Annotated in this window: 25 protein-coding genes, 1 pseudogene and 1 riboswitch; of the genes and pseudogenes, 6 read left to right on the top strand and 20 right to left on the bottom strand. The window is 31.5% G+C overall.

The features are described from left to right. Positions 1-47 precede the first annotated feature (47 nt). From Q6H37_RS09525 to Q6H37_RS09515, 3 genes are all read left to right on the top strand, one after another. Positions 48-590 (top strand): TetR/AcrR family transcriptional regulator, encoded by a 543-nt coding sequence (locus tag Q6H37_RS09525; RefSeq protein WP_318741321.1) that lies wholly within the window; start codon positions 48-50, stop codon positions 588-590. Between the two features lie 72 nt (positions 591-662). After that, positions 663-2,246 (top strand): L-serine ammonia-lyase, iron-sulfur-dependent, subunit alpha, encoded by a 1,584-nt coding sequence (gene sdaAA, locus Q6H37_RS09520; protein WP_318741319.1) that lies wholly within the window; start codon positions 663-665, stop codon positions 2,244-2,246. Between the two features lie 154 nt (positions 2,247-2,400). Then, the gene (locus tag Q6H37_RS09515) at positions 2,401-3,024 is read left to right on the top strand and encodes a flavodoxin family protein (RefSeq protein WP_318741317.1); all 624 of its coding nucleotides are present in this window, start codon (positions 2,401-2,403) and stop codon (positions 3,022-3,024) included. A 206-nt stretch (positions 3,025-3,230) separates the two neighbouring features. On the opposite strand, the gene arcD is transcribed toward Q6H37_RS09515, so the two are convergent. The 5 genes from arcD to Q6H37_RS09490 all read right to left on the bottom strand — a co-directional run bounded on the left by arcD (position 3,231) and on the right by Q6H37_RS09490 (position 9,422). Beyond that, positions 3,231-4,673 (bottom strand): arginine-ornithine antiporter, encoded by a 1,443-nt coding sequence (arcD, locus tag Q6H37_RS09510; RefSeq protein WP_318741316.1) that lies wholly within the window; start codon positions 4,671-4,673, stop codon positions 3,231-3,233. A 465-nt stretch (positions 4,674-5,138) separates the two neighbouring features. Next, a complete protein-coding gene (arcC, locus tag Q6H37_RS09505) occupies positions 5,139-6,089 on the bottom strand; it encodes a carbamate kinase (protein WP_318741314.1) in 951 nt (316 codons plus the stop codon). A gap of 19 nt (positions 6,090-6,108) precedes the next feature. Continuing rightward, on the bottom strand, positions 6,109-7,107 hold the full coding sequence (argF, locus tag Q6H37_RS09500; RefSeq protein WP_318741312.1) for an ornithine carbamoyltransferase: 999 nt from the start codon (positions 7,105-7,107) through the stop codon (positions 6,109-6,111). Between the two features lie 219 nt (positions 7,108-7,326). Next, positions 7,327-8,157, bottom strand: coding sequence for a DNA-binding domain-containing protein (locus Q6H37_RS09495; protein WP_318741310.1), 831 nt, complete (start codon positions 8,155-8,157; stop codon positions 7,327-7,329). After that, positions 8,154-9,422, bottom strand: coding sequence for an ATP-binding protein (locus Q6H37_RS09490; protein ID WP_318741308.1), 1,269 nt, complete (start codon positions 9,420-9,422; stop codon positions 8,154-8,156). Before Q6H37_RS09490 ends, Q6H37_RS09495 begins: the two co-directional genes overlap by 4 nt. 435 nt (positions 9,423-9,857) lie before the next feature. Between Q6H37_RS09490 and Q6H37_RS09485 the strand changes: the two genes are divergently transcribed. After that, a complete protein-coding gene (locus Q6H37_RS09485) occupies positions 9,858-10,235 on the top strand; it encodes a L,D-transpeptidase (RefSeq protein WP_318741306.1) in 378 nt (125 codons plus the stop codon). Between the two features lie 21 nt (positions 10,236-10,256). Here Q6H37_RS09485 and Q6H37_RS09480 read toward each other — a convergent pair whose 3' ends face one another. The 7 genes from Q6H37_RS09480 to Q6H37_RS09450 form a co-directional block, all read right to left on the bottom strand. After that, positions 10,257-11,411: an aldo/keto reductase gene (locus Q6H37_RS09480; protein WP_318741305.1), complete on the bottom strand. Its 1,155-nt coding sequence runs from the start codon at positions 11,409-11,411 to the stop codon at positions 10,257-10,259. Positions 11,412-11,446: 35 nt separating this feature from the next. Next, on the bottom strand, positions 11,447-11,833 hold the full coding sequence (locus tag Q6H37_RS09475) for a MerR family transcriptional regulator (protein ID WP_318741303.1): 387 nt from the start codon (positions 11,831-11,833) through the stop codon (positions 11,447-11,449). 45 nt (positions 11,834-11,878) lie between these two features. Next, on the bottom strand, positions 11,879-12,625 hold the full coding sequence (gene larB / locus Q6H37_RS09470) for a nickel pincer cofactor biosynthesis protein LarB (protein WP_318741301.1): 747 nt from the start codon (positions 12,623-12,625) through the stop codon (positions 11,879-11,881). Positions 12,626-12,709: 84 nt separating this feature from the next. Next, positions 12,710-14,011 (bottom strand): nickel pincer cofactor biosynthesis protein LarC, encoded by a 1,302-nt coding sequence (larC, locus tag Q6H37_RS09465; protein ID WP_318741299.1) that lies wholly within the window; start codon positions 14,009-14,011, stop codon positions 12,710-12,712. Positions 14,012-14,355: 344 nt separating this feature from the next. Continuing rightward, entirely contained in the window at positions 14,356-15,240 is an 885-nt protein-coding gene (locus Q6H37_RS09460; RefSeq protein WP_318741297.1) for a phosphatidylglycerol lysyltransferase domain-containing protein, read from the bottom strand. Between the two features lie 149 nt (positions 15,241-15,389). Then, positions 15,390-16,541, bottom strand: a complete 1,152-nt coding sequence (locus Q6H37_RS09455; protein WP_318741295.1) for an aldo/keto reductase — start codon at positions 16,539-16,541, stop codon at positions 15,390-15,392. 28 nt (positions 16,542-16,569) lie between these two features. Continuing rightward, positions 16,570-17,697: an aldo/keto reductase gene (locus Q6H37_RS09450; RefSeq protein WP_318741293.1), complete on the bottom strand. Its 1,128-nt coding sequence runs from the start codon at positions 17,695-17,697 to the stop codon at positions 16,570-16,572. A 263-nt stretch (positions 17,698-17,960) separates the two neighbouring features. Here Q6H37_RS09450 and Q6H37_RS09445 point away from each other — a divergent pair, with 263 nt between their 5' ends. Continuing rightward, a complete protein-coding gene (locus Q6H37_RS09445; protein WP_318741291.1) occupies positions 17,961-18,701 on the top strand; it encodes a helix-turn-helix domain-containing protein in 741 nt (246 codons plus the stop codon). A gap of 16 nt (positions 18,702-18,717) precedes the next feature. Next, positions 18,718-19,299: a hypothetical protein gene (locus Q6H37_RS09440; RefSeq protein WP_318741289.1), complete on the top strand. Its 582-nt coding sequence runs from the start codon at positions 18,718-18,720 to the stop codon at positions 19,297-19,299. 543 nt (positions 19,300-19,842) lie between these two features. Here the strand turns inward: Q6H37_RS09440 and Q6H37_RS09435 are convergent. The 8 genes and pseudogenes from Q6H37_RS09435 to Q6H37_RS09400 all read right to left on the bottom strand — a co-directional run bounded on the left by Q6H37_RS09435 (position 19,843) and on the right by Q6H37_RS09400 (position 25,759). Then, positions 19,843-20,184: a DUF190 domain-containing protein gene (locus Q6H37_RS09435; RefSeq protein WP_318741287.1), complete on the bottom strand. Its 342-nt coding sequence runs from the start codon at positions 20,182-20,184 to the stop codon at positions 19,843-19,845. 12 nt (positions 20,185-20,196) lie between these two features. Continuing rightward, positions 20,197-20,550: a fluoride efflux transporter CrcB gene (crcB, locus tag Q6H37_RS09430; protein ID WP_318741285.1), complete on the bottom strand. Its 354-nt coding sequence runs from the start codon at positions 20,548-20,550 to the stop codon at positions 20,197-20,199. Beyond that, positions 20,551-20,997 (bottom strand): fluoride efflux transporter CrcB, encoded by a 447-nt coding sequence (gene crcB, locus Q6H37_RS09425; protein WP_318741283.1) that lies wholly within the window; start codon positions 20,995-20,997, stop codon positions 20,551-20,553. 89 nt (positions 20,998-21,086) lie between these two features. Further along, positions 21,087-21,146: riboswitch (Fluoride riboswitch) on the bottom strand. 260 nt (positions 21,147-21,406) lie between these two features. After that, entirely contained in the window at positions 21,407-22,093 is a 687-nt protein-coding gene (locus Q6H37_RS09420; RefSeq protein ID WP_318741281.1) for a HesA/MoeB/ThiF family protein, read from the bottom strand. Between the two features lie 2 nt (positions 22,094-22,095). Then, positions 22,096-22,320, bottom strand: a complete 225-nt coding sequence (locus Q6H37_RS09415) for a MoaD/ThiS family protein (RefSeq protein ID WP_007062357.1) — start codon at positions 22,318-22,320, stop codon at positions 22,096-22,098. Positions 22,321-22,335: 15 nt separating this feature from the next. After that, entirely contained in the window at positions 22,336-24,159 is a 1,824-nt protein-coding gene (locus Q6H37_RS09410) for an aldehyde ferredoxin oxidoreductase family protein (RefSeq protein WP_318741279.1), read from the bottom strand. 146 nt (positions 24,160-24,305) lie between these two features. Then, positions 24,306-25,304 (bottom strand): annotated as a pseudogene (locus Q6H37_RS09405) (sigma-54 interaction domain-containing protein); the annotation flags it as partial. 23 nt (positions 25,305-25,327) lie between these two features. Beyond that, positions 25,328-25,759, bottom strand: coding sequence for an MOSC domain-containing protein (locus Q6H37_RS09400; RefSeq protein ID WP_318741277.1), 432 nt, complete (start codon positions 25,757-25,759; stop codon positions 25,328-25,330). Positions 25,760-25,778 lie beyond the last annotated feature (19 nt).

Here is a 25,778-nt window from a genome sequence, read left to right as displayed (position 1 = left end):
ATCGTCAATCCATTTAAGATAAAAATATTCTTTCTGGAGGTTTTATTATGGAAGAAAAGAAGCTCGATAGGCGTATAAGAAAAACAAAACAAACCTTACTTCAAGCCTTAACAAAACTTATGTCTAAGAAGAAAATTAATAATATTACAGTAAAAGAACTTACTGATTTAGCTGATGTTAATAGATCAACTTTTTATCTTTATTATAAGGACATATTTGATATTGTAGATAAAATAGAAAGTGAACTCATTAACGATTTCAGCGAAACTTATGACAAATTTTCAAAAGAAGCTACTACCTATGATGATTTATTCCATTTTTTCATCTATCTATTTGAATTCGTACAAAATAATGGTGAAATGTTTGAAATATTTCTTTGCCAAAGTGGCGAATATACTTTTATAGAAAAACTTAAAGATGCTATAAAACACTGTAAAATTCCTCTAGATGATACATCATCAGAAGTAGAAGCTAAGTATTGTATGCCTTTTGCTATATCAGGCTGTATTGGGGTAGTACAACAATGGCTAATTGATGGCATGAAAACTTCTCCTAAAGATATGGCTGGCATTCTTGTTAAGATGCTTTAAATTTTAAAAGAAAAATTTATTATAAATATAGTAAAATGTCCTATTTTCAATATTGATTGGAGTTGAACTAAAATGAATAAACTTGTCAGTATTTTTAATGATGTCATTGGACCAGTTATGACAGGTCCTTCAAGTTCTCACACAGCTGGACCTACTAGAATAGGTAACCTTTCTAAACAATTTATTGCAAACGATTTATTAAAAGCAGACATATATTTTGAAACTAAAGGTTCCTTTGCTATGACTTATAAAGGTCAAAGAAGTGATAAAGGACTGGCAGGAGGACTTTTAGGCTGGGAACCTGAAGATGTAAGAATGGTTAACTCTCTAAATGAAGCCGAAAAATGTGGTATAAAAATTACATTTAGCATAGCTGATTTTAACGCACCGCATCCTAACACAGTAAAACTTGTACTAACAGATATCAATCATAATAAATTCTATATTACAGGCCTTTCAGTAGGTGGTGGAATGATAGAATTAATTGAATTTAATGGATATAATATTTCAATTTGTGGAGATTTCTATGAACTTATCTTAATATTCAATTCCTACAAAGATAATTATGGTAAAACAATTTTGAAAGTATTAAAGGAAAACAATATTGAACCAGAATATGTGAATACTTTTGAAAACTCACAAGGTACATTGATTAATATTAAATTATCTAAAAAATTGTCTAAAAAAATCCTTGATAAAATAAAAAAACTTACCTCTCCAGATTATATAAAATTGATTTCACCAATTTTACCTATATTGTCTAGAAAAAACTGCTCAGTACCCTTTAATAGTGCTAAGGAAATACTAAAATATGCAGAAAATGAAAATAAGGATTTATTTCAAGCTGCTGTGTTTTATGAATGCACTAGAGGAGGCATTACTGAACAAGAAGTTATAAATAAGATGAAATACATACTAAAAATAATGAAGGAGTCAATTGAAAAAGGTCTTCATGGAAATGCTAAAATGCCATATATTCTACAGCATCAAGCTCATCTAGTTAAAAAAGCAGAAGCTGAAGGACGTCTGATAAACGTTGGTGTTTTAAATAAAATAATATATTACTCCATGTCCTGCATGGAAACAAGCAGTTCCATGGGAGTTATTGCCGCCGCTCCTACTGCAGGTTCCTGTGGTATAATACCTGGTACACTAATTTCTATATGTGAAGAAATGAACTTAGATGATGAAAACTGTGTTAAAGCATTATTTTGTTCAGGACTTATAGGAGTCCTTATTGCATCTCACGCCACTTTTGCTGCTGAAACCTGTGGATGCCAAGCTGAATGCGGTTCTGCCTCCTGTATGGCTGCTGCTGGTATAGTGTACCTTGCTGGAGGAACAATTCAGCAGTCAATAACTGCAGCTTCTCTAGCATTGCAAAATGTATTGGGTTTGGTGTGTGATCCAGTGGCAGGACTTGCAGAAATACCATGCATGACTAGAAACATAATGGCAGCTTCCAATGCAGTTTCATGTGCAAACATGGCTCTTGCAGGCGTTAGTGAAGTTATTCCATTGGATGAAGTAATTGATTCAATGTACAGTGTTGGCAAGATGCTTCCAAGAGAGCTGAGATGTACATGTTTAGGTGGACTTGCGGATACTAAAACAGGCCAAAATTTTAACAAGAACCTTCAACAAATTGAGTATTAAATTTTCTCTTTAGTAAGCTTAAATATACCTTTCACTTATAGGTATCTTTTTGGATAGTATGCTACCTTTAAGTGCCTTCTATCTTTTTTGATTGCATTGTTATATATTAATAGTATGAATTTATTAATATATACAATCAAAATGAGGTGTAAAAATGAAAGTATTACTTATTAATGGTAGTCCTAAAAGTAATGGATGTACTTATACAGCTTTAACTGAAATTGCTAAAGAATTAGAAAAGGAAAACATCGAAGCTGAAATCTTCCATGTTGGAAACAAACCAATCCGTGGCTGCATGGCTTGTGGAGGTTGTTCAAAAACTGATGGCAAATGTGTATTTAATGATGATACTGTAAATTTAGCTTTAGAAAAAGCTAAACAAGCTGATGGATTCATTTTTGGTTCACCAGTACATTATGCTAGTGCTTCTGGTGCAATTACATCTTTTTTAGATAGATTCTTTTATGCTGGAAACTGTTTTCAATACAAACCTGGTGCAGCAATCGTAAGCTGTCGTCGTGGTGGTGCTACTGCCGCTTTTGAACAGTTAAATAAATACTTTACTATATCCAATATGCCTATTGTATCTTCTCAATATTGGAATATGGTTCATGGTAATACTCCAGAAGAAGTTAAACAAGATTTAGAAGGAATGCAGACAATGAGAACTTTAGGTAAAAACATGACCTGGCTTTTAAAATCTATCCAAGCCGGTAGGAAATCAGGAGTTCAATTACCAGAAAAAGAACCTAAAATCTTTACTAACTTCATACGTTAAAGCCAATAAAACTAAATTTAATGATATAAACATACTAAAACCATTCTTTATTATGACATGTTTTTGTTTTTTAACATGTCAAAAGCTGTTATAAAATTTTTATTTTATAACAGCTTTTATTAAATGTTCCTATTTTTGTTGTATACAAATATTAAAATTCATTTTAATTTAGCAAATTATTTCGTATTGTGAAATAATTACTTATACTATATTGAAATTTTTCCTATAGCCATCATATATGCACTTATAATCGCAAAGATTATTAATACTATTACTATAACCTTCTCTATATTATTAAAAGGGACTTGATTTTCTTCTTTCCTAGCTTTATAGAAAACTACAATTCCACCTGAAAATAATATAGTAAGAAGAAGCATATAGCTCAAACCTGCTGCATATATAAGCCAAATTGCATATATAACTGATAAACCTGATATCACCATATCTCTAATTCTTTTATTATCACCTGTATCATATGTTTCCTTAGTTATAGTTAATTTTAGCGAGTATAGTGCACAGAAAAAATATGGTACTAATACAGCAGAGCTTGCAATAGCATATAATATCTGGTAAGAACTTTTAGAAAAGAAAGCCCATATCAAGAAAAGTTGAGTTAGCACATTTGTAACCAAAAGAGCATTCTTAGGAGCACCATTTTTATTTTGTTCTGTGAAAAATTTTGGAAATGCTCCACCTTTACCTCCTGAATATGATAATTCTGAACATATCAAAGTCCATCCAAGGAATGCTCCCAATAAAGATATTATTAAACCTATATTTACTACTATTGCACCCCATTTACCAACCATGTATTCTAACGCATATGCCATAGAAGGACTTTTTAATTGAGCTAACTGAGATTGTTTCATTGTGCCAAGTGCCAATAATGATACTAGAACATAAATTACAAGTACGCCTAATAATCCTATTATAGTAGCTTTACTTATATCTTTTCTTACTTTTGCTTGTTTTGAAAATACAACTGCACTTTCTATGCCGATAAATGCCCATAAGGTTATAATCATCGTACTTTTCACCTGAGTTACTACGCTTCCAATATTTGTACTCATATTTCCCCAAAAATCTAATGTAAATATGTTAACTTTAAACATAATTATTGATACTATTATGAATACAAATATAGGTATAAGTTTTCCAATAGTAGTTAAAACGTTTACCCACGCAGCTGTTTTTACACCTTTTAATATGAGCGTATGAACTCCCCATATTAATATAGCTTCACCTATAAGTGCAGGTAAATTATTGCCATCTCCAAATATAGGCACAAAATACCCTATTGTGCAAAAGAGCATAACCAAATATGAAACATCACCTAACATTGAACTTACCCAATGTCCCCAGGCACAATTGAATCCTATATATTCACCAAAACCTTCTTTAGCGTAACTATATATTCCACAATCCAAATCTGGCTTTCGCTGAGATAAACTTTGGAATACAAACCCAAGTGCCAACATTCCAATTCCAGTAATGATCCATGCTATAATAATTGCACCAGCACTTGCTCCTTTTGCCATATCTGCTGGAAAAGAAAAAGCGCCTCCACCAATTATAGAACCAATTACTAATCCGATCAATGGTATAAGTCCTAATTTTCCTTCTTTTTGGCTTTCCACCTTGCTTTCCATACTAACACCCCTTCTTATAAATATTAATAATCTTTTGTTAGACTAAACAAACATTAATTTTATAATTTATGTATATATAATTTCTGCTGATATTTTTATATCTATTTTTTAATAAAGCTCACATAAAATTTAAGCCTACGAATTCTTTTCATTTATTTCATCGTATACTATTGTTAACATCCCAATATTCTATTGAAATTGGGTATAATCGCTGCAATGCACCCAGATAAGTTCTGCCAAGATTCAGTTGGATTAAATACATAAATGCCTAAGTGGCATTTTATTAACTTTGTTCCAGAAAAATTAATTCTTATAAGCAAACTAATTACTTAATAAAGTTACTGCCAGATAAATTATATCTGGCAGTAAACAATTATAATTTAATATTATCCTAACTTGATTCTATTAGTAAACATTTAATATAAATGATATTAAATGTTTACTAATAAGTATGATAAATAAAAATTATACTGTTATAGTTGTACCAGCTATACCCTTTATAGCTTCTTTAGCTTTTTCAAGTGAAGTAATAACTGCCTTTCTTGCTAATTTTGATTCTACAAATGTAAGAGCTGCTTTAACTTTTGGAAGCATCGAACCTGGAGCAAAATGTCCTTCTTTAATGTACCTTTTAGCTTCATCCACTGTCATCTCAGAAATATTTTTTTGATTTGGCTTGCCAAAGTTAATTGACACTTGTTCTACTGCAGTTAAAATAATCAACGCATCTGCATCCAATAATTCTGCAACTTTTTCAGAAGCAAAGTCCTTATCAATTACAGCAGGAACTCCTTGGAGTTGCCCATTCCCTTTATCAACTACAGGAATACCACCTCCACCTACTGTGATAACTACATGTCCATTATTAACTAAAGTCTTGATTATTGGTTCTTCAACTACAGTTTTAGGCATTGGTGAAGGCACTACTCTTCTCCATCCTCTGTTTGCATCTTCTTTCATGATATATCCTTGTTCATCCATAAGCTTCTTAGCTTGTTCTTCTGTAAAAAAGGATCCTACAGGTTTAGTTGGATTATTAAAAGCTGAATCGTTTTCATCTACTACAACTTGAGTAATTATTGTAGCAATTTCTTTATTTATCCCTCTTTGCTTCATTTCTTCCTTTATTGCCTGCTGAAGCTGATACCCTATGTAACCTTGGCTCATCGCTCCACATTCAGGAAAAGGCATAATTGAGTTCTGATCATTTACTGCAGCTGCTGTCTCATATGTAGATACCAACTGGCCGACCTGAGGTCCATTACCATGTGCTATTATAACTTCATGTCCTTCTTCAATAAGGTCAACAATTGGCTTTGCTGTTTCTATACAAGTCTTAAGCTGTGCCCCAGCTGATTTATCTTTAGGATTAGCCTGTAATGCATTTCCACCCAGCGCCACTACTATTCTCGCCATATTCTAATTCTCCTCCTATTTAATCTCCAAGTGTAGCAACCATAACTGCTTTTATAGTATGCATTCTGTTTTCTGCTTCATCAAATACTACTGAATATTTACTTTCGAATACTTCATCTGTAACTTCCATAGAATCAAGTCCGAATTTACCATGTATTTCTTTTCCTACTTTTGTTTTTAAATCATGGAAGGATGGCAAGCAATGCATGAATTTAACTTTAGAATTTCCAGTTTTCTTTAACATCTCCATATTAACTTGGTATGGAGTTAAAAGCTTAATTCTTTCTGCCCATACTTCATCTGCTTCTCCCATAGATACCCAAACATCAGTATAGATAACATCACAATCTTTGACTCCTGCATCTACGTTGTCAGTTATTGTAATCTTGGCACCAGTTTCTTCAGCAATTTTTTTGCATTTATTAACTAAAGCTTCTTCTGGGAATAATTCTTTTGGTGATACAATTCTGAAATCCATTCCCATTTTAGCAGCTCCGATCATAAGAGCATTTGCCATATTATTTCTTCCATCTCCAGTATATGCAAATACGACTTTATTAAGTGGTTTGTCAAAGTGTTCAATTGCTGTTAAGAAGTCTGCAAGTACTTGAGTTGGATGGTCAGCATCTGTTAAACCATTCCAAACTGGAACTCCTGAATACTTTGCTAAATCTTCAACAGTTGATTGAGAAAATCCTCTATATTCAATACCATCATACATTCTTCCAAGTACTCTGGCTGTATCTGCTGCTGATTCTTTCTTGCCCATTTGACTACCTGTAGGTCCAAGATATGTTACATGTGCTCCTTGATCCATTGCTCCAACTTCAAATGCACATCTTGTCCTAGTTGAATCCTTTTCAAATAAAAGTACTATGTTTTTTCCTTTTAACTTTTGCTGCTCTATTCCTGCATACTTTGCCTTTTTAAGATCTGCTGCAAGATCAAGCATAAATTTTATCTCCTTTGGTGTGAAGTCCATTAAAGTTAAAAAGCTTCTGTTTCTTAAATTGTACATTATTATTACCCCCTGTAATTTGATTATGACTTATTCTAAAACGGCAAATTCAAAATAAATCATTTTAAATCAAAAAAATTTTTAAAAAAATTAAAAAACTAAGTTTAATTTACCGTTTAGTATATTATATACTCTAGTATGCAAGTTACTTGTTGCATAAAAAACTGCTGACAAAATATGTTTGTCAGCAGTTCAAATTTTAAATATTAATATTGTTTCTTAATTATCTTGGCATTTAAGTATAAGTCCTTCAAAAAACTTATTTATAGAAATTTTTCCTCCTACTTTTCTTTTATGGTTTATATAATCCATTTCAGCTTTTACACTGGCAAAATCAAAAAGTACATTTGCATAAATGTGAAAAGTATCATCATCATAATTTTCAATACCTAAATTAGCTATATTGGTAAGTCCACACTTTATTGCTCTTCTCATTCTTTGTTTTACAATATTAGGACTATCTCCTAAATAACCATTTAAGCTATCCAAATCGCATTTCGTAAAACTTTTATCGTTTTCTAGAAGATATAAGCATATTTTAATTATATCGTTTGTCCCCTTTTCTCCAAGCATCCCAAGCATTCCTACAATATGCTTTATCTTCATTAAATTTTTATTTTCATCTTTTTCACTTTTGTTTGAAGTTTTAAGCATTTTTTTTATATTAGACAGTGTATTTCCCATTTCAATTTTTTCTGCCACTTTTGAAATTACTTTTTGAACCTCAATCTTATTTATGGGTTTGTTTATAAAAAATTCTATTCCTGCCTCATAAGAATCAGCTCTTAGTTCACTATCTAATACCTTAGATATCATAATAAAATAAATATCTGGTTTTAAATTTTTAATCTTTTTTACAAGAACATTTCCATCCATTTCAGGCATAAGAAGATCTACAAGCACAATATCAGGTTTAAATAAGAGTATATCATTAAAAGCAACTTTAGCATCACAGGAACTTCCTATAATTTCAAAAAAATTATTTTCTTCTATTATCATCGTAAGTATTCTTACTATGTTTATATCATCATCTATAATATAAAATTTCATTTTACTGTTTCCTCCAATTTATCTTCCCTTATTTTTATAATAAATTTTGTTCCCTTTCCTTCTTCCGAATCAACTGATATTGAACCAGAAAAAACATCATCTACAATTCCTTTTACATGAGCAAGGCCTATCCCTCTACATATATCACCAGTTTTTTTATTAAATTTTGTTGAAAATCCCGGATTAAAAATATATTCAATGTTTTCACTCTTTATACCTGATCCATTATCGGATATTTCAAAAATGCATTCTCCTTGTTTTTTGCTAATTACAATCCTTATATAACCATTTTTCTCTTTTTCCATAGCTTCAATGCTATTATAAATTAAATTTCTTATTACTGATACCAAATAATAATGTTTCTCTATGCTAAAATTATCATATATCTTAAAATCCAAGCATACTCTTAATTTATTTCTTCTTATGTATTGTTTTATATCAGCTTCAATAATATTTATAATATCTTTAATATTCATTTTAATGTTCTCATTTTTTTGATCAAACATTTCCTCCAATCCTTTTATAACATTATCGTAGTCATTCTTTATTTCATGGACATCTTTTGCCACAGCTAAAGACGTATTTTCAAATTCAATGGGGTAATTGTTTTCAGACAGCCTTTTGTAAAGATAATAAGCTTTTTTCATAACATCTTCAATATCCATTTTATTTTTTTTCATAAAATATATTTCGCTCTTTACATTTGAAGTAATAAGTATAAGTTTTCTATATCTTTCCTCGTGTTCTTCTCTTACAAGTAAATAATTATAATACCTAAGAATCAATATTATGCATACTGCAAGTATTGATCTTAGAAGAGCCACAATTGCTAAATCCTGAAACATAAAATATTTATATCCTTGGAAATTTATCAAAGCTCCTAATTCCAAAACATTTGAAATAAAATCACTTGTGAAAACTGAAACAAAAAAATTCGTCAAATTAGCATCTATTCTTTTCCAATATATAAAATAAAATAGCACACCATAAGTAAAATAAAATAAAATATCAGTACCAACGAGATGAATTACTTGATTTAAACTGGTATTACTTATATAAAGCATAAACCCTCTGTAAATTGGAGATACTATTCCAGTTACAAAAGTTAATCCTATAGGATTGAATTCCCTATTAAAATAAAGAAGGACTGGCAATATAACTACAGCTAATGTTATTGTAAAACCACTTACAAATAAATTGATTTCTACTTGTGACGTAAGTGCAATAAATGTAGCAACAATAAAAATAGTTTTTATTTTTTTCATAATGTATTCCTTTCTTTTATTGATATATCTATTACATTCCATTCATATTTTAACATCATATATTTCAAAATTCAAAATCCGATCGTTTTTGTTAAACAATTAACATTTTAATTTTAGTTTGATTATATTTTATTCTACTTATAATTGCAATCATTTATAAATATAAATCAACCCCCTAGTCAATAAAACTAGAGGGTTATGTGTTAGCTTTTCAAAATGATATAAACATTCTTTATGTGATTATGTTTTTAAAACATTCTATATCACATAAGAATGTTTTATTTTTTACTTACAAAATTTTATCATCCAAGTCTGTGAATTATCAGCATTTACAATTACACGTATCTCTAATCTTGTGGTATCTCAATGTCTTATTCACAAACAAATATAATAATGAATATCATATTTATATAATCATATTAGGAGGATTAATCTATGTTTTATTCTCTATATCCATATACTCAATCTTACAGAGCCAAATATTATATAAAGATAAATACTCAGTCTCACACTCTTACTTTATTTAGAAATAATAATATTTACAAAACTTACAGGGTTGCTGTTGGAAAACCCTCTACACCAACCCCTAAAGGAACTTTTAAAATAATTAATCGTGCTATAAACCCTGGTGGTCCATTTGGTTCAAGATGGTTAGGCTTAAATGCACCTTATGGTGACTATGGAATACATGGTACAAATGCTCCTTCTTCAATTGGGAAAAATATCTCTAATGGATGTATAAGAATGTTTAATAATCAAGTTATTGAATTAAGCAACCTTGTTCCTATAGGCACAGTAGTCATAATAGTATGATATCACTACCCTCATAATTATTTAATTGCCAAATAATTCAACTGCTTGTTTCATTTTTTTTATAATATCCACACCAAATGGACAGTTTTTCATGCATATACCACATTCTATACACTCATTTGCCTGGTGCTTCAGTAAGTCATAATGATTCTTCAATGTTTCAGGAACGGTTTCTTGTATTAATGCTAAATCTAAATATTTATTTACTGATGCAATATCTATGTTTTTTGAACACGGTGAACAATGCCCACAATACATGCAATGTCCACTAAATGAACTTCTTGGAGCATTTGCAAGAACTTCACTATAATCTTTTTCTTTATCTTCTGCAGTAACATATGCAGTTGCTGCAAGTATTTGATTTGTATCAGATACTCCAACCATTACCGATGCAACTGATGGCCTGGTTAAACAATAATGTAAGCATTGTACTGGTGTTAATGCTTTTTCAAAAGGCGATTCTTTATCGCTTAACAACACTCCAGCACCATATCCTTTCATAACAGTTAAAGCAACACCCTCATTTTCACAAGTTTGATACAACTTATCACGTTTTGGATCAATACCCTCATAAGTCCTGTTTTTAAAAGTACTTTCTTCAAATAGTATGTTTACATCCTCGCTAGCAGGCAGCATATCATAAGCAGCATTAATACTAAATAAAATTACATCAATTATTCCTGTTTTAACTGCCTTAAAAGCAATATCTGGGTTATGTGTTGATATTCCTAAAGACTTTATAACTCCTTTTTCTTTTAATCCTTTTGCGTATTTAATTATTTGTCCATTAAAAATGTCATTAAAATCTTTTTCATCATCAACATAGTGAATCATTCCTACATCCACATAGTCAAGCTTCATTCTTGTTAAAAAATCTTCATATGCATTGACAACTTCATCAATATCTCTTGTACGTCGATATTGTCCTTTATCCCAGGTAGAGCATAAATGTCCTTCAATTACAACGCTGTTTCGGGGGTATTTGCTTAATGCTTTACCAACATTACTTCTAACCTCCGGATTTGAATTATATATGTCAATAAAGTTAATACCTTGTTTCATTGCAGTATCAATAATTTTTTCACAATCCTCATAATTTTTATTTTCAAATCCCTCACCGCCAATACCAATGGCACTTACTTTAATTCCTGTTCTTCCTAAAATTCTATATTCCATATCATACACCTCCTAATCAAAAATAGCATTAATATTTAATCATCTGTTCTTCTCAATTCATTTTCTTTTATAACTACTCCTTGTTCATATCTTTCTATTTTATAATCCAAACGTTCTATTGTTTTCTTTATATCTTCCATTTTTTCTACCAATTGTTTACGCTGATCAGTTAGCAGCTCTTTTCTTGCTTCAATTGTTTCATTGCCCTGCTTAAATAATGTAACATACTCAATTAATATTTCAATGGGAAGGCCTGCACTTCTCATACATTTGATAAATTCAACCCACTTGCAGTCTTCCTCTGTATAATCCCTTATTCCACTTTTATTTCGATTTACTTCTGGAATCAGTCCGACACGTTCATAATAACGAAGAGTATCTGCTGAAAGTTCATATTTTTTGCTTACTTCTGTAATCGTCATAGGAATTTCCCTCCTTTTTCACATTATAACCTTTGGAATATTAGATTATAATTTATTAATTATACTGGCATTATATGCTGCACCAAACCCGTTATCTATATTTACTACACTCACACCACTAGCACAACTATTTAACATGGATAACAATGCTGCAACTCCTCCAAAGTTGGCTCCATAACCAACACTTGTTGGAACTGCTATAACAGGTTTGTCCACAAGTCCTCCTATAACGCTAGCTAGAGCTCCTTCCATTCCTGCAATCACTATAACAACTTTTGCTTCTCTAATAATATCTAATCTTGCAAAAAGTCTATGTATGCCTGCAACCCCTACATCAATTACTTTTTCAACTCTATTTCCTAATATTTTTGCAGTTTCATAAGCTTCCTCTACAACAGGTAAATCAGAAGTACCTGCTGCAACTATAGCTATATAACTCTCTGTAAGAGGCTGCTTTTTCTTCTCAATTGTTATTGTTCTACCAAGTTTATTATATTCTGCTTCTTCACATATTTCCTTTACTGCATTGTACATTTCTTCATTAGCTCTAGTTCCTAATATATTATTACCTTTTGCAAGCATGAATTTAATAATATCTTTAACTTCACTTACTGTTTTTCCTTCACAATATATTACTTCTGGATAGCCAACTCTCATTTCTCTATGGTTATCTATTTTAGCAAAGCCTAAATCCTTAAAAGGTAAATCCTCTAATTGCTTAAGTGCCTCTTCTACATTTATTTTATTATCTTTAACCCCTTCTAATAAAATTTTAATTTCTTTCTTATCCACTTTTTCCTCCTAACATTTTTATCTATCATTTCATACATACTTTTAAAATCATCCTTATGATTAAAGTTCATTTAAACCCAGAAATCACTTGATATCTTGTTTGTATACTTCTTTATATACCTTATTTATAGATATATTTTTTTCTTTTGCTATGGCTTTGCATTCTTCATACTCTGCTTTATATTTCACAAGCTTTCCTTTATGATAAGCTTTTTTTATTGTAATATCTCCATATTCCGTTTTTACTTTTGAAAACTCTCTATTTAACATTATTTTTTCAACTCTATATTTTCTAACACCTATTGAAGTTGTTTCTTCAAAAATTACATCTAGAACATCTTTTTCATTTTTTCCGTTAACTAGTACACTTAATTTTGTTCCTGGTCTTCCCTTTTTCATAAATATAGGTGTTTTAAATACATCTAAAGCTCCTGCTTCAAATAGTTTTTCTTCTACATATCCATAAAGTTCTGGATTCATATCATCTATATTGGTTTCTAAAATATATTGTTCTTCTATTTCTTCAGTGCTTTCCTTCTCACCTAAATATACTCTCAATACATTTGGAATTTCTAAATCTCTGTGACCTATTCCATATGCAATTTTTTTAATTGAAAAATCAATATTTCTTGTAAATTCACAAGCATTTGCTGCAAGTATTGCTGCTCCAGTAGGAGTTGTAGTTTCAAATTGTACAATTCCAACATTTATAGGAACATTTTTTAAAATTTCTACTGTTGCAGGAGCTGGTACTGGCATAAGACCATGTGCACATTTAACAAATCCTCCTCCAACTTGAACTGGAGATGCAATAATTTTATCAACTTTTAAATAGTCTAAACAAACTGCTGCTCCAACTATATCTACAATTGAATCAATAGCTCCTACTTCATGAAAATGTACTTCATATATATCTTTCCCATGGACCTTTGCTTCTGCTTCTGCAACCTTCATAAACATATCCAAACTAAGCTTTTTAACCTTATCATTTAAATCACTGGAATTTATTATTTTCTCTATATCTTTCAAGTTTCTATGGTGATGCTCATGATTGTGAACATGTTCTTCGTGGTTATGTTCATGATTATGATTATTTTCACTACAATGCTGCTCATCCTCACTATGGTGATGAGAATGTTCATGGTTATGTTCAACATGTAAAACTTGCTCTGAACTATGTGTACCATTTTTTAATATAACATCTACTCTAGTTCCTGTTATTCCAAGCTTAGCAGAATTTTCAACTTTTATTTCATATTCAGAATCTAAGTTAAGCTTTGAAAGCTCCTGAATTAAATATTCTTTTGGAACCCCTAAATCTATTAATGCTGATAAATTCATATCCCCACTTATTCCACAGAAACAATCATAATATAAAATCTTCATTTTTATTACCCCTTCTTACCCTTTAAATTTTCTAGTCATGAATTTTTACATCTTAATATTCAATATTATAATACTTGAATCAGCTTTGCATTGAAAGTTTTTATCTGTCTTTGCTGATTTTAATTACATTCTCAATGTTTTAAATTGTATTTCCTAGTTTAAACTATTAATAATCTTTATATCTAATACCCTACCACTTAGAGTGCACTCCAAGTCAAGAAGTTTTTTTAATCCGCGTTCTATATCATGATAAACTAATGTAAATCCATCCTAATTCATTAACTTCAGCTTGAATTATCTCATTATCAAAAGTGGGCTACAAATACTGCAACCCACCAAATTATTTAGAATTGAAAATCAGGATAAGCAGAATACTTTACAGACAGTTTACATGGATTATAATTCTCCTTAAACCTTCTAAGACCAGCTATCCCCATGTCATCTTCCTTGTTAATGAACTCCACATTCATATTCTTGGACATCTCATTTATCATATAAGCATGAACTCCTCTGTGGCTGTTATCAGTAAGTTCTACATGAGAAATAGCCATATCACCAGTTATTTCTTCATATATACAGTATGCCTGCATATCACTGCCATTCCATACTATACCTCCTTTTAAATTTAACTTGTCTATACAGTCCAGTATTTTCAATGTTGGCTCTACAACATCAGTTTCAGCGTAATGTTTTAGTGTAAATTCCTTACATTTCTCAATATTAGAAACTATATCGCTGCTGTAAACTGGAGTGAAGTTTTTCAGATAATTAGAAAGATTGTTTCTCTGTTTTCTAAAATCATGTCCTTCATAATCTGCCAGTGATGAGTTTGAATATATATAATCAAATGAATTTCTATCTTCCTGGATTTTGTAATTCATAGATCTAAATATTTCAATATGACTATCTGGTATCTTTGTAAAATAAGGTCTCAACTGATGCTTATGGCAATATTGCAAAACAAGCTTTATACCATATTCGGTATCTCCCAGTGGCATATAAAAGGATGGTTTCTCATAACCTGAATATATGATTATTGTCCTATCATCATGGTATATTTTTAATTTATAGAGTTCACTGTACATATAAATATATGAAAATACATAATCTGAACCTATATAATCAAAATCCTTAAAAATCTCTTTATCATTCATGGATATTTTCTTTAACTTTAATATTTCTTCTTTATCTTTAAAAAGTTCTTTATCATTTAATATTTTTAATTCCAATGTTTCTTCCTCCAGTACTATTTTTTTATTTATTATAAAATAGTAGTAGAATATCACTTAGAGTAACACTCAAAGTCAAAAGGTTTTTTCAAAATAAAATTATCCTCATCATCAAATATTATATGTTCTGATGGTGAGGATGTTTATTACTATTTACCTGATCTCCACTGCTGATTTTCAAATGTATTTGCTACCTCTTTCAAGTGTTTTGTAATTTCAATATGTTGAGGGCAACTCTTTTCACATTTTTTACATTCAATACAATCAGATGCCTTACCATGTGTTTTAGTATAATTATTATAATATAAGTTATGTGTTGAAAATCCCTGATTTAACGCCTGCTTTTCTGCATTATATAGTGCAAAGTATTTTGGTATTGCAATTTTCTTTGGACATCCATCTACACAATACTGACATGCAGTACAAGGTATTGCAATAGCTCCATTAATAATTTTAACTGCTTTATTTACAATATCGTATTCTTCTGAAACAAAAGGTTTAAACTCCTGCATATATCCTGTATTATCTAATAGCTGTTCCATAGAAGACATTCCGCTTAGTACCATCATTACATTTTCATGACTTGCTGCAAATCTAACTGCCCAAGATGGTATAGACATATCTGGATGATATTCTTTAAACAATTTTTCTACTTTCTCAGGTACTTGTGCTAATGTTCCACCCTTAACTGGTTCCATAACAATAACTGGCTTATTATGTTTTTTAGCTACTTCATAACACTTTTTAGACTGAATACTTTCGCTCTCCCAATCCAAATAATTTAACTGTAACTGAACAAAATCCACTTCTGGATGTGCAGTTAATATTTCGTCTAATAGGTCTGCTGTATCATGAAAAGAAAAACCAATATTTCTAATTTTTCCTTCTTCCTTCTTTTTTTGAATGAATGAAAATGCATCTAATTTTTTTGCAATTTCATAATGAGATACACCTAGACTATGAAGCAAATAATAATCGAAATAATCTACTCCAATCTTTTCTAATTGTTCATTAAAAATTTTATTCAAATCTTCTTTTGTTTTCAAAAACATAGTTGGCATTTTTGTAGCAACAGTAAAGGAATCTCTTGGGTGACGTTTCACCAATGCTTCTCTTAATGTAGTTTCACTTATAAAATTATGATACATATAAGCTGTATCAAAATAAGTAAATCCTCTTTCTAAAAAAGTATCCACCATTTTATTTAACTGTTCAAAATCAATACTTGATTGATCTTCTTTATTTTTAAGTGGTAAACGCATAAATCCAAATCCTAATTTTTTCACTTTTTGTACCTCCATATATATCATATTCTATTAATGAATATGCTTATTCAAATATTGCAGCTGCTTTTTTAAGCTCATCAATAATCTTGATGTGCTGAGGACAAACACTCTCACACTGACCACACTCAATACAAGCAGATGCACTATTTAAGTTATTACCTTTTGTATTCCACGCATAAGAACCCTTTGCAGCCTGTTCATTATTGTATATGTTAATCATATTCATAGACTTGAATATACCTGGAATTGCTATGGATTGTGAACATCCTTTCATACAATAAGCACATGACGTACAGGGAATTGATGAAATTGCATTAAGTTCCATCTGAACTTTATTGATAATCTCATACTCTTTTTCAGTAAGCGGCTCAAAATTTTTCATGTATGAAATATTGTCCTCTATCTGCTCCATATTCGACATTCCACTCAACACAGCAATAATGCCATCCAGTGACGCTGCATAACGAATTGCCCAAGAAGGCAAAGACGCATTTGGATTAGCATCCTTAAAAATCTTTTCCACAGCAGGCGGAGGTGATGCTAATATTCCGCCTTTTACTGGTTCCATGATAACAACTGGCTTACCGTGTTTTCTAGCAATCTCGTAACACAGTTTGGACTCAATCATCGGATTATCCCAATCTGCATAGTTGATTTGAAGTTGAACAAACTCCATTTCAGGATGTTCTGTTAGAATCTTATCCAATACAGCCGCCTTGTCGTGAAATGAGAAACCTAAGTGATGAATCAGACCCTCCTTCTTCTTTTGTCTCAGAAAGTCCCAAATTCCAAACTTATCAAAGGACTGAGTACGTGATTCACCCAGGTTATGCAATAAATAAAAATCAAAATATCCTGCTCCTGTTCTTTCAAGAGATGTGTAGAACATCTGCTGTGCTTCTTCTTTGTTTTTTGCGCCTGACCATGCAGGTAATTTTGTTGCAAGCAGATATTTATCACGCGGATAACGTTCTACCAATGCCTCTTTTATTGCGCGTTCAGAATTTCCATTATTATAACCATATGCTGTATCAAAATATGTAAACCCCTTGGATAAAAACAAATCAACCATCTTTTTTACCTGCTCAATGTCAATCTCACCATTTGACATTGGCAGACGCATAAGCCCAAATCCTAATTTCGGAATACTCTGTCCTAAATAATTTTCCATTCTATCTATCTCCTTTTCAATATTTTACATTTTCTTAAACAGTTTCATTAATTTAGATAAGTGAATTCAATCCTTGTATATAAATTTTACTACTTAGAGTGAACTCTAAGTCAAGCATTTTTTAAATTATTTTCCCTAAAATGAAAAAGTAAATTCTTGTTTGCAATAGTAAATTCATGTCTGATGATTTTAGTCCTGCACAAAATGTGGTATGGTAGTCTTGGTTAGTGGATTTCTCCTGTATAACAAGGAGGGTTTAAATTATGTATAATAAAAAAGTTTACGATCAGAAACATCTTACCACAACACAACGTATTAGAATTGAAAAAGGATTAATGGATGGTACTTCTTTCGCTTCTATTGCTAGGAATATAGAAAAACATCCCACTACAGTGGCAAAGGAAGTGAAAAAGTACCGCTTTTTCCCACCCCGTGATAATCCAGATAAAAAGCTTCAGTGTGTGCATTTCAAAAGCTGTCAGATGCGTTTCCTCTGTAATGATAAGGACTGCGTTAAAATGTGTAAAAGCTGCTATGACGTAGCACACCGTATTTCCAAATGCATTCTTATCTGCCCAGAATACCATGAACCTCTCTGCCCACAGATTCAGAAAGCACCTTATGTCTGCAATGGTTGTCACAAAGTAAAGCGCTGTGAAAAGCAGCATGCCTTTTACTCTGCTCAACAGGCTGACGAAGCTTCACAGCAACTGCTAGTATCCTGCAGATCCGGCATCAATCAAGATACTGTAGATATTACACTATTAGATAACTTGATTTCTCCGTTATTAAAACAGGGACAGTCACTGGCCCACATTTATGCTTTTCACGGACAGGAAATCCCATGCTCTCGCAGAACTCTCTACAATTATATTGATAAGGGAGTCTTCACAGCTAAAAACATTGATTTGCGCCGTAAGGTACGCTATAAATGTAAGCCACGCAAAAAGCCGCACCAGAATCAGCCTTGCGGCAAAGGAGTTTCGTATCGGACGTACTTATGAGGATTTTCAAAAATACATGCGTGAGCATCCTGATGTCCCAGTTGTGGAAATGGATACAGTTGAGGGAGGACGTGGCAATAGCAAACATGCTTTTCTCACTATGCTATTCCGTAACTGTTCACTTATGCTTATTTTTGTTCTGGAGGAAAAAACTCAGGATTGTGTAATTGAGGTATTAGATATCCTTACAGAGAAGCTAAACATTGAGATCTTTAAGGAAACTTTTCCTGTCATTCTCACAGACAACGGAACGGAGTTCCAATTTCCTACTCGTTTGGAGTGTAATAAAAATGGTGAAATCCGTACTCATATTTATTACTGTAATCCGAACAGTTCCTGGCAGAAAGGTATGATTGAGAAGAATCATGAGTATATACGATATGTGATTCCAAAAGGAGAAAGTCTGGACACTTATACACAGACAGAAGCTATAAAACTGATGAATCACATCAATAGTGAAGCAAGAGACAGCTTGAATGGCTGCACCCCATTCAAGCTGTCCCAACTGCTTCTAAACAGTGCGCTTCATAAGGTACTTAAGCTTCGGGAAATCCCTGCAGACAAAGTATCCTTAAAGCCATCACTACTGAAAAAATAAACTGATAAAGCAAAACGAAATCCACTGCCGAATTTAATTATGCACAAAAAAGGTATGTGGAATTTAGTTTTGCACGATTTTTCAGATGCCTGTTTGCCATGCTTGCACTTTATTGAAACAGGTACTATAAGGATAGTATATCCCTGTTTTAATAATTCGTAAACAGATGATTCATGATTTTAGTCCTACAAAATCATACTTTCTCTAAAATCAAGAATTTAACTTTTCATTTAACGATTCTTGTTTGCAATAGTAATTTCATACTAGTTTAAAGTAAAGTTATGGTTATATTTGCAAAAATATCTACAAATTATATGATGTTATTATAATAATTTAATAATCAAGACTTTCATTTGCATACTTATTGGGAAGTGTAGCTGTGTCTGTTACAAGAAGTTCTCACTGCCAGATGTTGGTTGTAAGATTGTAAACTGAAAAAGCAAGAATAAAAGCTAATCAAAATTTTATATACCTTGATTAGCTTCTATTTATATTATAAAACAAAAAATTATATTTTATAATCAAATGGTAACTTTCTCATTGTTAACCTACATCGTCTTTCCCATACTTCTCAACATTAACATCAAAAGTAATTACTAAACCTTTGTCTACCATTTCTTTTACTACTGGCATTGCTCTTTCAATCTTTTCAGCTTCATCAATTACCTCTATAATGATAGGAAGACTTGAACTTAAGTCAAGTATTTTAGCATTATGAATAGCTTTAGATTCACCATATCCAACTAATCCTCTTGTAACAGTTGCACCTGCCATTCCAATTTCTTTTAACTTTATTACTAATGCATGATATAAATTGCGTCCTTTGTATTTTGAATCTTCACTTATGTAGATTTTTAATATTTTGTATTTACCACTTAAACTCATGATTTTCTCCTCCTATATATTTACTATTTTAGTTCCTAATGCAAATCCCACAGTACCTAAAATTAAACTCCCTAAAATATATATAAAAGCATTAATTTTTTCTCGTTCTTGAAATAAATTAAATCCCTCATACATGAAAGTAGAAAAAGTTGTATATGCTCCTAAAAAACCATCTGCTAACAACAGCGTCATATTGCTGCTTACTGGAATTGAACTTACAACACCAAGCAAAATTGCACCTGTTATATTTATAATAAAAGTTCCTATTGGAAAATTCATACTAGATTTTTCACTTATTACTTTACCAAGACTATATCTAACTAAGCTCCCTGCTCCACCACCAATTGCAACTAATAAATATTCCATCTACTTATCCTCTCCTGATACATTTTCTAAATTTTCTTCATCATAATCATCATTTTCTTTTACTAATTTTGCAACAATTTCCCTTGCTAGTATTATTGCAAAATATGCCGCTGCTAGACCTAGCATAGTAGAGAAGCCTATATAAGATATAGAAGAATAGTAATCTCCTTGCTTCATAAGATTTACAGTTTCTTTGCACATTGTAGAAAAGGTTGTATATGCTCCTAAAAAACCTGTAGCTATTCCTAATCTTAAGTCAGAACTAAATTGCCAAATTTCAAAAGCTATAGTTAGTACAAGTGCTAAAACAAAGCTGCCAGAAATATTAATCATTAACGTATTTATTGGCACAATTTCTTTGTAATGATAAATATGAATATGTTCGATTCTGTATCTTAGCATAGCTCCAAGCATCCCACCTAATACTATAAATATGTATTTTTTCATAATCCTCCCCCTTTTTTAAAATCAATGTTATAAAAATTATGTATAAGATATTTATAAATAAAAAAACCCCTACAAATAGCATTTTTATACTACTTGTAGGAGTCATTAGCTTTCAAGCAATTATGGTGAACTCCATCACCTTCACAAAATAATTATATTACAAGCTTTTCAAAATTGCTACAAATTTTTTTGCTTTTTATAAATTATGTTTTTACTTTTAAAAGCACTAGTAAAAATAGAGATCTTAGAGTATGGTTTAATGTTAAATATTTATATCAGTTTTTTATTTGATTAAAAATTAGCACACTTGCTTTAAATACAAAAACAGTGCCAAGCTTTTAAATAAGCAAAGCACTGTTTTTTTGAAATTTAGATACTTTTTTCATCTAAACTATAAATTTTTTTACTTTCATTCAAATGAAACTACATCATAATCACTAGAAAGAAGATCTATAAAGAGTACTTTTTTTCTTAAAAGTTCTCCTCTTCCTATTAAAATTTTTATTACTTCACTTACCTCAATGGAAGCTGCTAAAGCTGGTGTAAAGGATGGATTTCCAAGCTCCTTTTCAACGCCTTTTGTTTGATTTTTATCTTTATTATAAATTTTGTTTAAAGTATCATCTCCAGGAAGTATGGTAGTAATTTGCCCATACCACCCTGCTATAGCTCCATGAACCATCGGTATATTTAATTTGTTACAGCTATCTTGAAGTAAAAGTCTAGCTGGTATACTATCAAGCGCATCTACCACCACATGATGACCACTTAAAATTTCCAAAGCATTTTCTTCAGTTAACATTTCGTTTACTGCTTTTACCTCAATTAAAGGATTCACCTTTTCCATTCTGTGTTTTGCCTCTAGAGCTTTACTTAATCCTAGAGACTCGCTGCTAGAAATTATCTGGCGGTTTAAATTGGATTCTACAAATATATCTCCATCCACTGCTGTAATAGTGCCAATTCCTATTCTCCCCAGCATTTCAATAATATATCCTCCAATTCCTCCACAGCCTATGACACAAACTTTAAATTCCTTTAATTTGTGATTTTCTTTTTCTGATAGAGTTTTCATATTTCTGTCATAACGTTCCAAGTTTAGCCACCTCCCACTGGTGGAAATAAGGATACTATATCGTTGTCATGCAAAACAGTTTCTAATTTGCCGTCTCTTCCATTTATAAGAAGTATAGCTACCTCTTCTTCATCTATTTTAAGCATATTAACAATATCTCTTGGAGTTATGCCTTCATTTAGATCTAAAAAATACTTTTTTTCTCTTCCTTCTCTAAATGTTGCAAACAATCTTACTTCAAGTTTCATTCTTCCCTCCCTGGTTTAGATTTTTCCAATATACTCTTCTAATCCAAGCTTTCTTAAAGTTTCTTCTGTAGGAATACCATTAGAATCCCATCCTCTTACTGAATAATATTCAGGTAATAATACATCTAACTTATGAACTTCTCCTTTTGATGGTCCTTCTGGAACTGGTTCCTCAAGTAATCTCTTTGGAAGAGTATCTTGTGAACTATCTATACCTGCCTTTAAGTTAAATATTTTTTCTAAAGTCCATATTCTATCTCCAGCTAATAGTAAAGAATTTACATCATGTAATTCTCCACCAACTACTGCATTATATAAATCAACATAATCCTGTGCACCAAGACCAAATGTTGTGAAAATACATAATCCAAGTGAATCTATAACAGCTGTTAAATCATGGAATACTCTAGCATATGCTGCTTTTCCTTCTAATGCAAATCTATCAAGTTTTTCTGGATAACCAAGTATTTCAGGACTTATCATATATCCTTTAATATGACAACCTCCTCTGTTATTAACAGCATAAGTTATACCATGTCCTTGCGCTCCTCTTGGGTCATATGCTGGAAGTTCCTGTTTTTTAACAGTCATTGCATATTCAGGCACACCATATGAGTCACAAAGCCTGTATGATCCATCTGACATTTTATCTCCAAATCCTTCTCTAAGTCCCATTTTCTTAACCCATTCAATCATGGACTTAGCGTCTCCCCAATTAAGTGATAATCCGTCTCCTGCTATTTCTTCATCCTTAATATAACCTCTTTGATAAAGTTCCATAGCTGCTGCAATAGTACATCCTGCTGAAATTGTATCTAATCCATATTCATTACACAACATATTTGCTGTATTTACAGCATTTAAATCATATACATCACAATCAGATCCAAATGACCATAATGTTTCATATTCTGGTCCACCGCATTCAGTTCCATCATCAAGTTTTACCCATCTTCCACAAGCAATTGGACATCTATAGCAAGCATTTTTCCTAACTAGACAATCCTTAGTCATAGTTTCTCCACTAATCTTATCTGCCTCAGGTGTATAGGATTCTTGAAAGTTTTTTACTGGGTGTATACCATTTTCATTTATAATATTAACAAGTACAGCTGTTCCGTATGTTGGAAGTCCGCTTCCTGCTACTGGATCCTTTCTTAAAATACCTGTCTTTTCAAGTGATACGGCTTTTACTTTTTCCTCATCAAATAATTTTACTTTTCCGCTTCCTTTAACTACAATAGCTTTCAAGTTCTTTGAACCCATAACAGCTCCAACACCGCCGCGGCCTGCTGTTCTATCAACATCATTCATAACTGCTGCCATAAGTGATAATTTTTCTCCAGCTGGTCCTATGCATAAAACCTTAGCTCTTGGATCTGTTTCTTCCTGAAGCATTTTTGTAGTTTCTTCTGTTAGTTTTCCCCAAACATGAGAAGCATCCCTAAATTCTACTTTGTCATCTGCTATATTTACATAAACTTCTTTATCTGATTTACCTTCAACGATTATCATATCATATCCAGCTGCTTTGAACTCTGCCCCCCATTTTCCACCTGAGTTTGCAATAGCAATAGTTCCTGTTAAAGGTGACTTTGTAACTACCATAAATCTTCCACTTGTTGGAACAGGCGCTCCTGTAAGTGGCCCTGCTGCTATAATAAATTTGTTATCAGGTGATAATGGATCTATTTTTGGATCTACTTCATCAAATAAAGTTTTTACGCCTAATCCTCTTGCACCTATAAATTTTTTCGCTTGGTCAATTTTTAATTCTTCCACTACATAAGTTTTATTACTTAGATTAATTCTTAACACCTTATCATTATATCCGTACATAAAAACCCTCCTAAAAAAATTGATTATTCAAACAATTGCATATTCATATATAGCATAAATCGTGCCAATGATGAAAATGTAGTGTTTTGAGGGTACTGCGCCAAAATTATTGTTCTATTTTGGCGCATTTTTTGTTCTGTTTCAGATCACAGTTCCATTTTGGAACACTCTATATGATACTTTTCCATCTTCCTGTATAAGGTGTTTCTTCCAATTCCCATTGCCTTAGCTGCTAAACTTATATTTCCACTGAAGGTTTTAAGAACCTTTATAATATGATTTTTTTCTACATCTTCAAGCTTCATACTTTCAAAATTTATATAACTTTCAGCAGCTTTATTTTTTGCAACTACAGAAGTTTTATGTATTTTAAGTATATAGTCTGGAATCTTTTCTGTATTTACTATAAGTTCAATAACGTTTTCCAATTCTCTTATATTTCCAGGCCACTCATATTCTAAAAACTTCTTCATAACTCTGTTATCAATATTAAACTTTTTCTTATTCAATTTTTTGCTTATTCTGGCCATATAATAATCCACTAAAATAGGTATGTCTTCTTTTCTCTCTCTTAGAGGAGGAAGTCCTAGAGGTATAACGTTAAGTCTGTAAAACAAATCCTTTCTAAAGCTTCCCTTGTTTACTTCTTCTTGTAAATCTTTATTAGTAGCTGCTATAATTCTAACATCTACAGGAATCTGCTTTGAACCTCCAACTCTGCTTACAACACCTTCTTCTATAACCCTTAAAAGTCTTACTTGTGTCTCTAAAGACATTTCACCTATTTCATCTAAAAAAATAGTTCCGCCATGAGCCATTTCAAATTTACCAGCATTTCCACCCTTTTTAGCTCCTGTAAAAGCTCCTTCTTCATAGCCAAGCAACTCTGATTCAATAAGGTTTGATGGTATAGCACCACAGTTTACTGCAATAAAAACTTTATCTCTTCTACTGCTGGAATTGTGTATAGCTTGTGCAAAAACCTCTTTACCTGTACCGCTTTCACCAGTTATCAATACAGTAGATGTACTGTCAGATATTTTTTTTGCGTATTCTACGATGCTTACAAAATTTTTGCTTTTCCCTATTATCTTATCAAAGGTATATATAGCACGACCTTGAGCTATCTTTCTTACTGATTTTCTATATACTTTTTCGTTAGAATTTTTCATACTATTTCAATTTTATCTCCTTTTTTAATCCATCCAGAACTTAACACTTTAGCAAATACACATTCCATAGTCATCACACAGTCATCTTGTAATTTTCTTCTTTCACACCCCTTATGACACTGTTTTCCAACCTCAGTAATTTCTAAAACAGCTTCACCAATTTTCATTTTTGTACCAACAGACAACTTATATAGATCTAAGCCAAAGGTAGTAAGATTTTCAGTAAATTTAACTGTACAAAAGCCATCTATTCCTGATTTTTTTATCTTATCAATGCTTTCCTGTGCCAGTAAACTCACCTGTCTATCCAATTTTCCTGCATGAATATCTCCTACAAGACCATGATTTATTTTAAAATATCCCTTTTCAACATTTTTCTTAACAACTCCTTTCTTCTCACCTATATTTATTGATAAAATACTAGGCATCCAAGTATCTCCCTTCATA

Source organism: Clostridium sp. JS66, from assembly GCF_033561535.1.
GTDB lineage: Bacteria > Bacillota > Clostridia > Clostridiales > Clostridiaceae > Clostridium_AM > Clostridium_AM carboxidivorans.
Note: the sequence above shows the minus strand (reverse complement) of the source record. Positions and strands in the feature narration are given on the sequence as shown.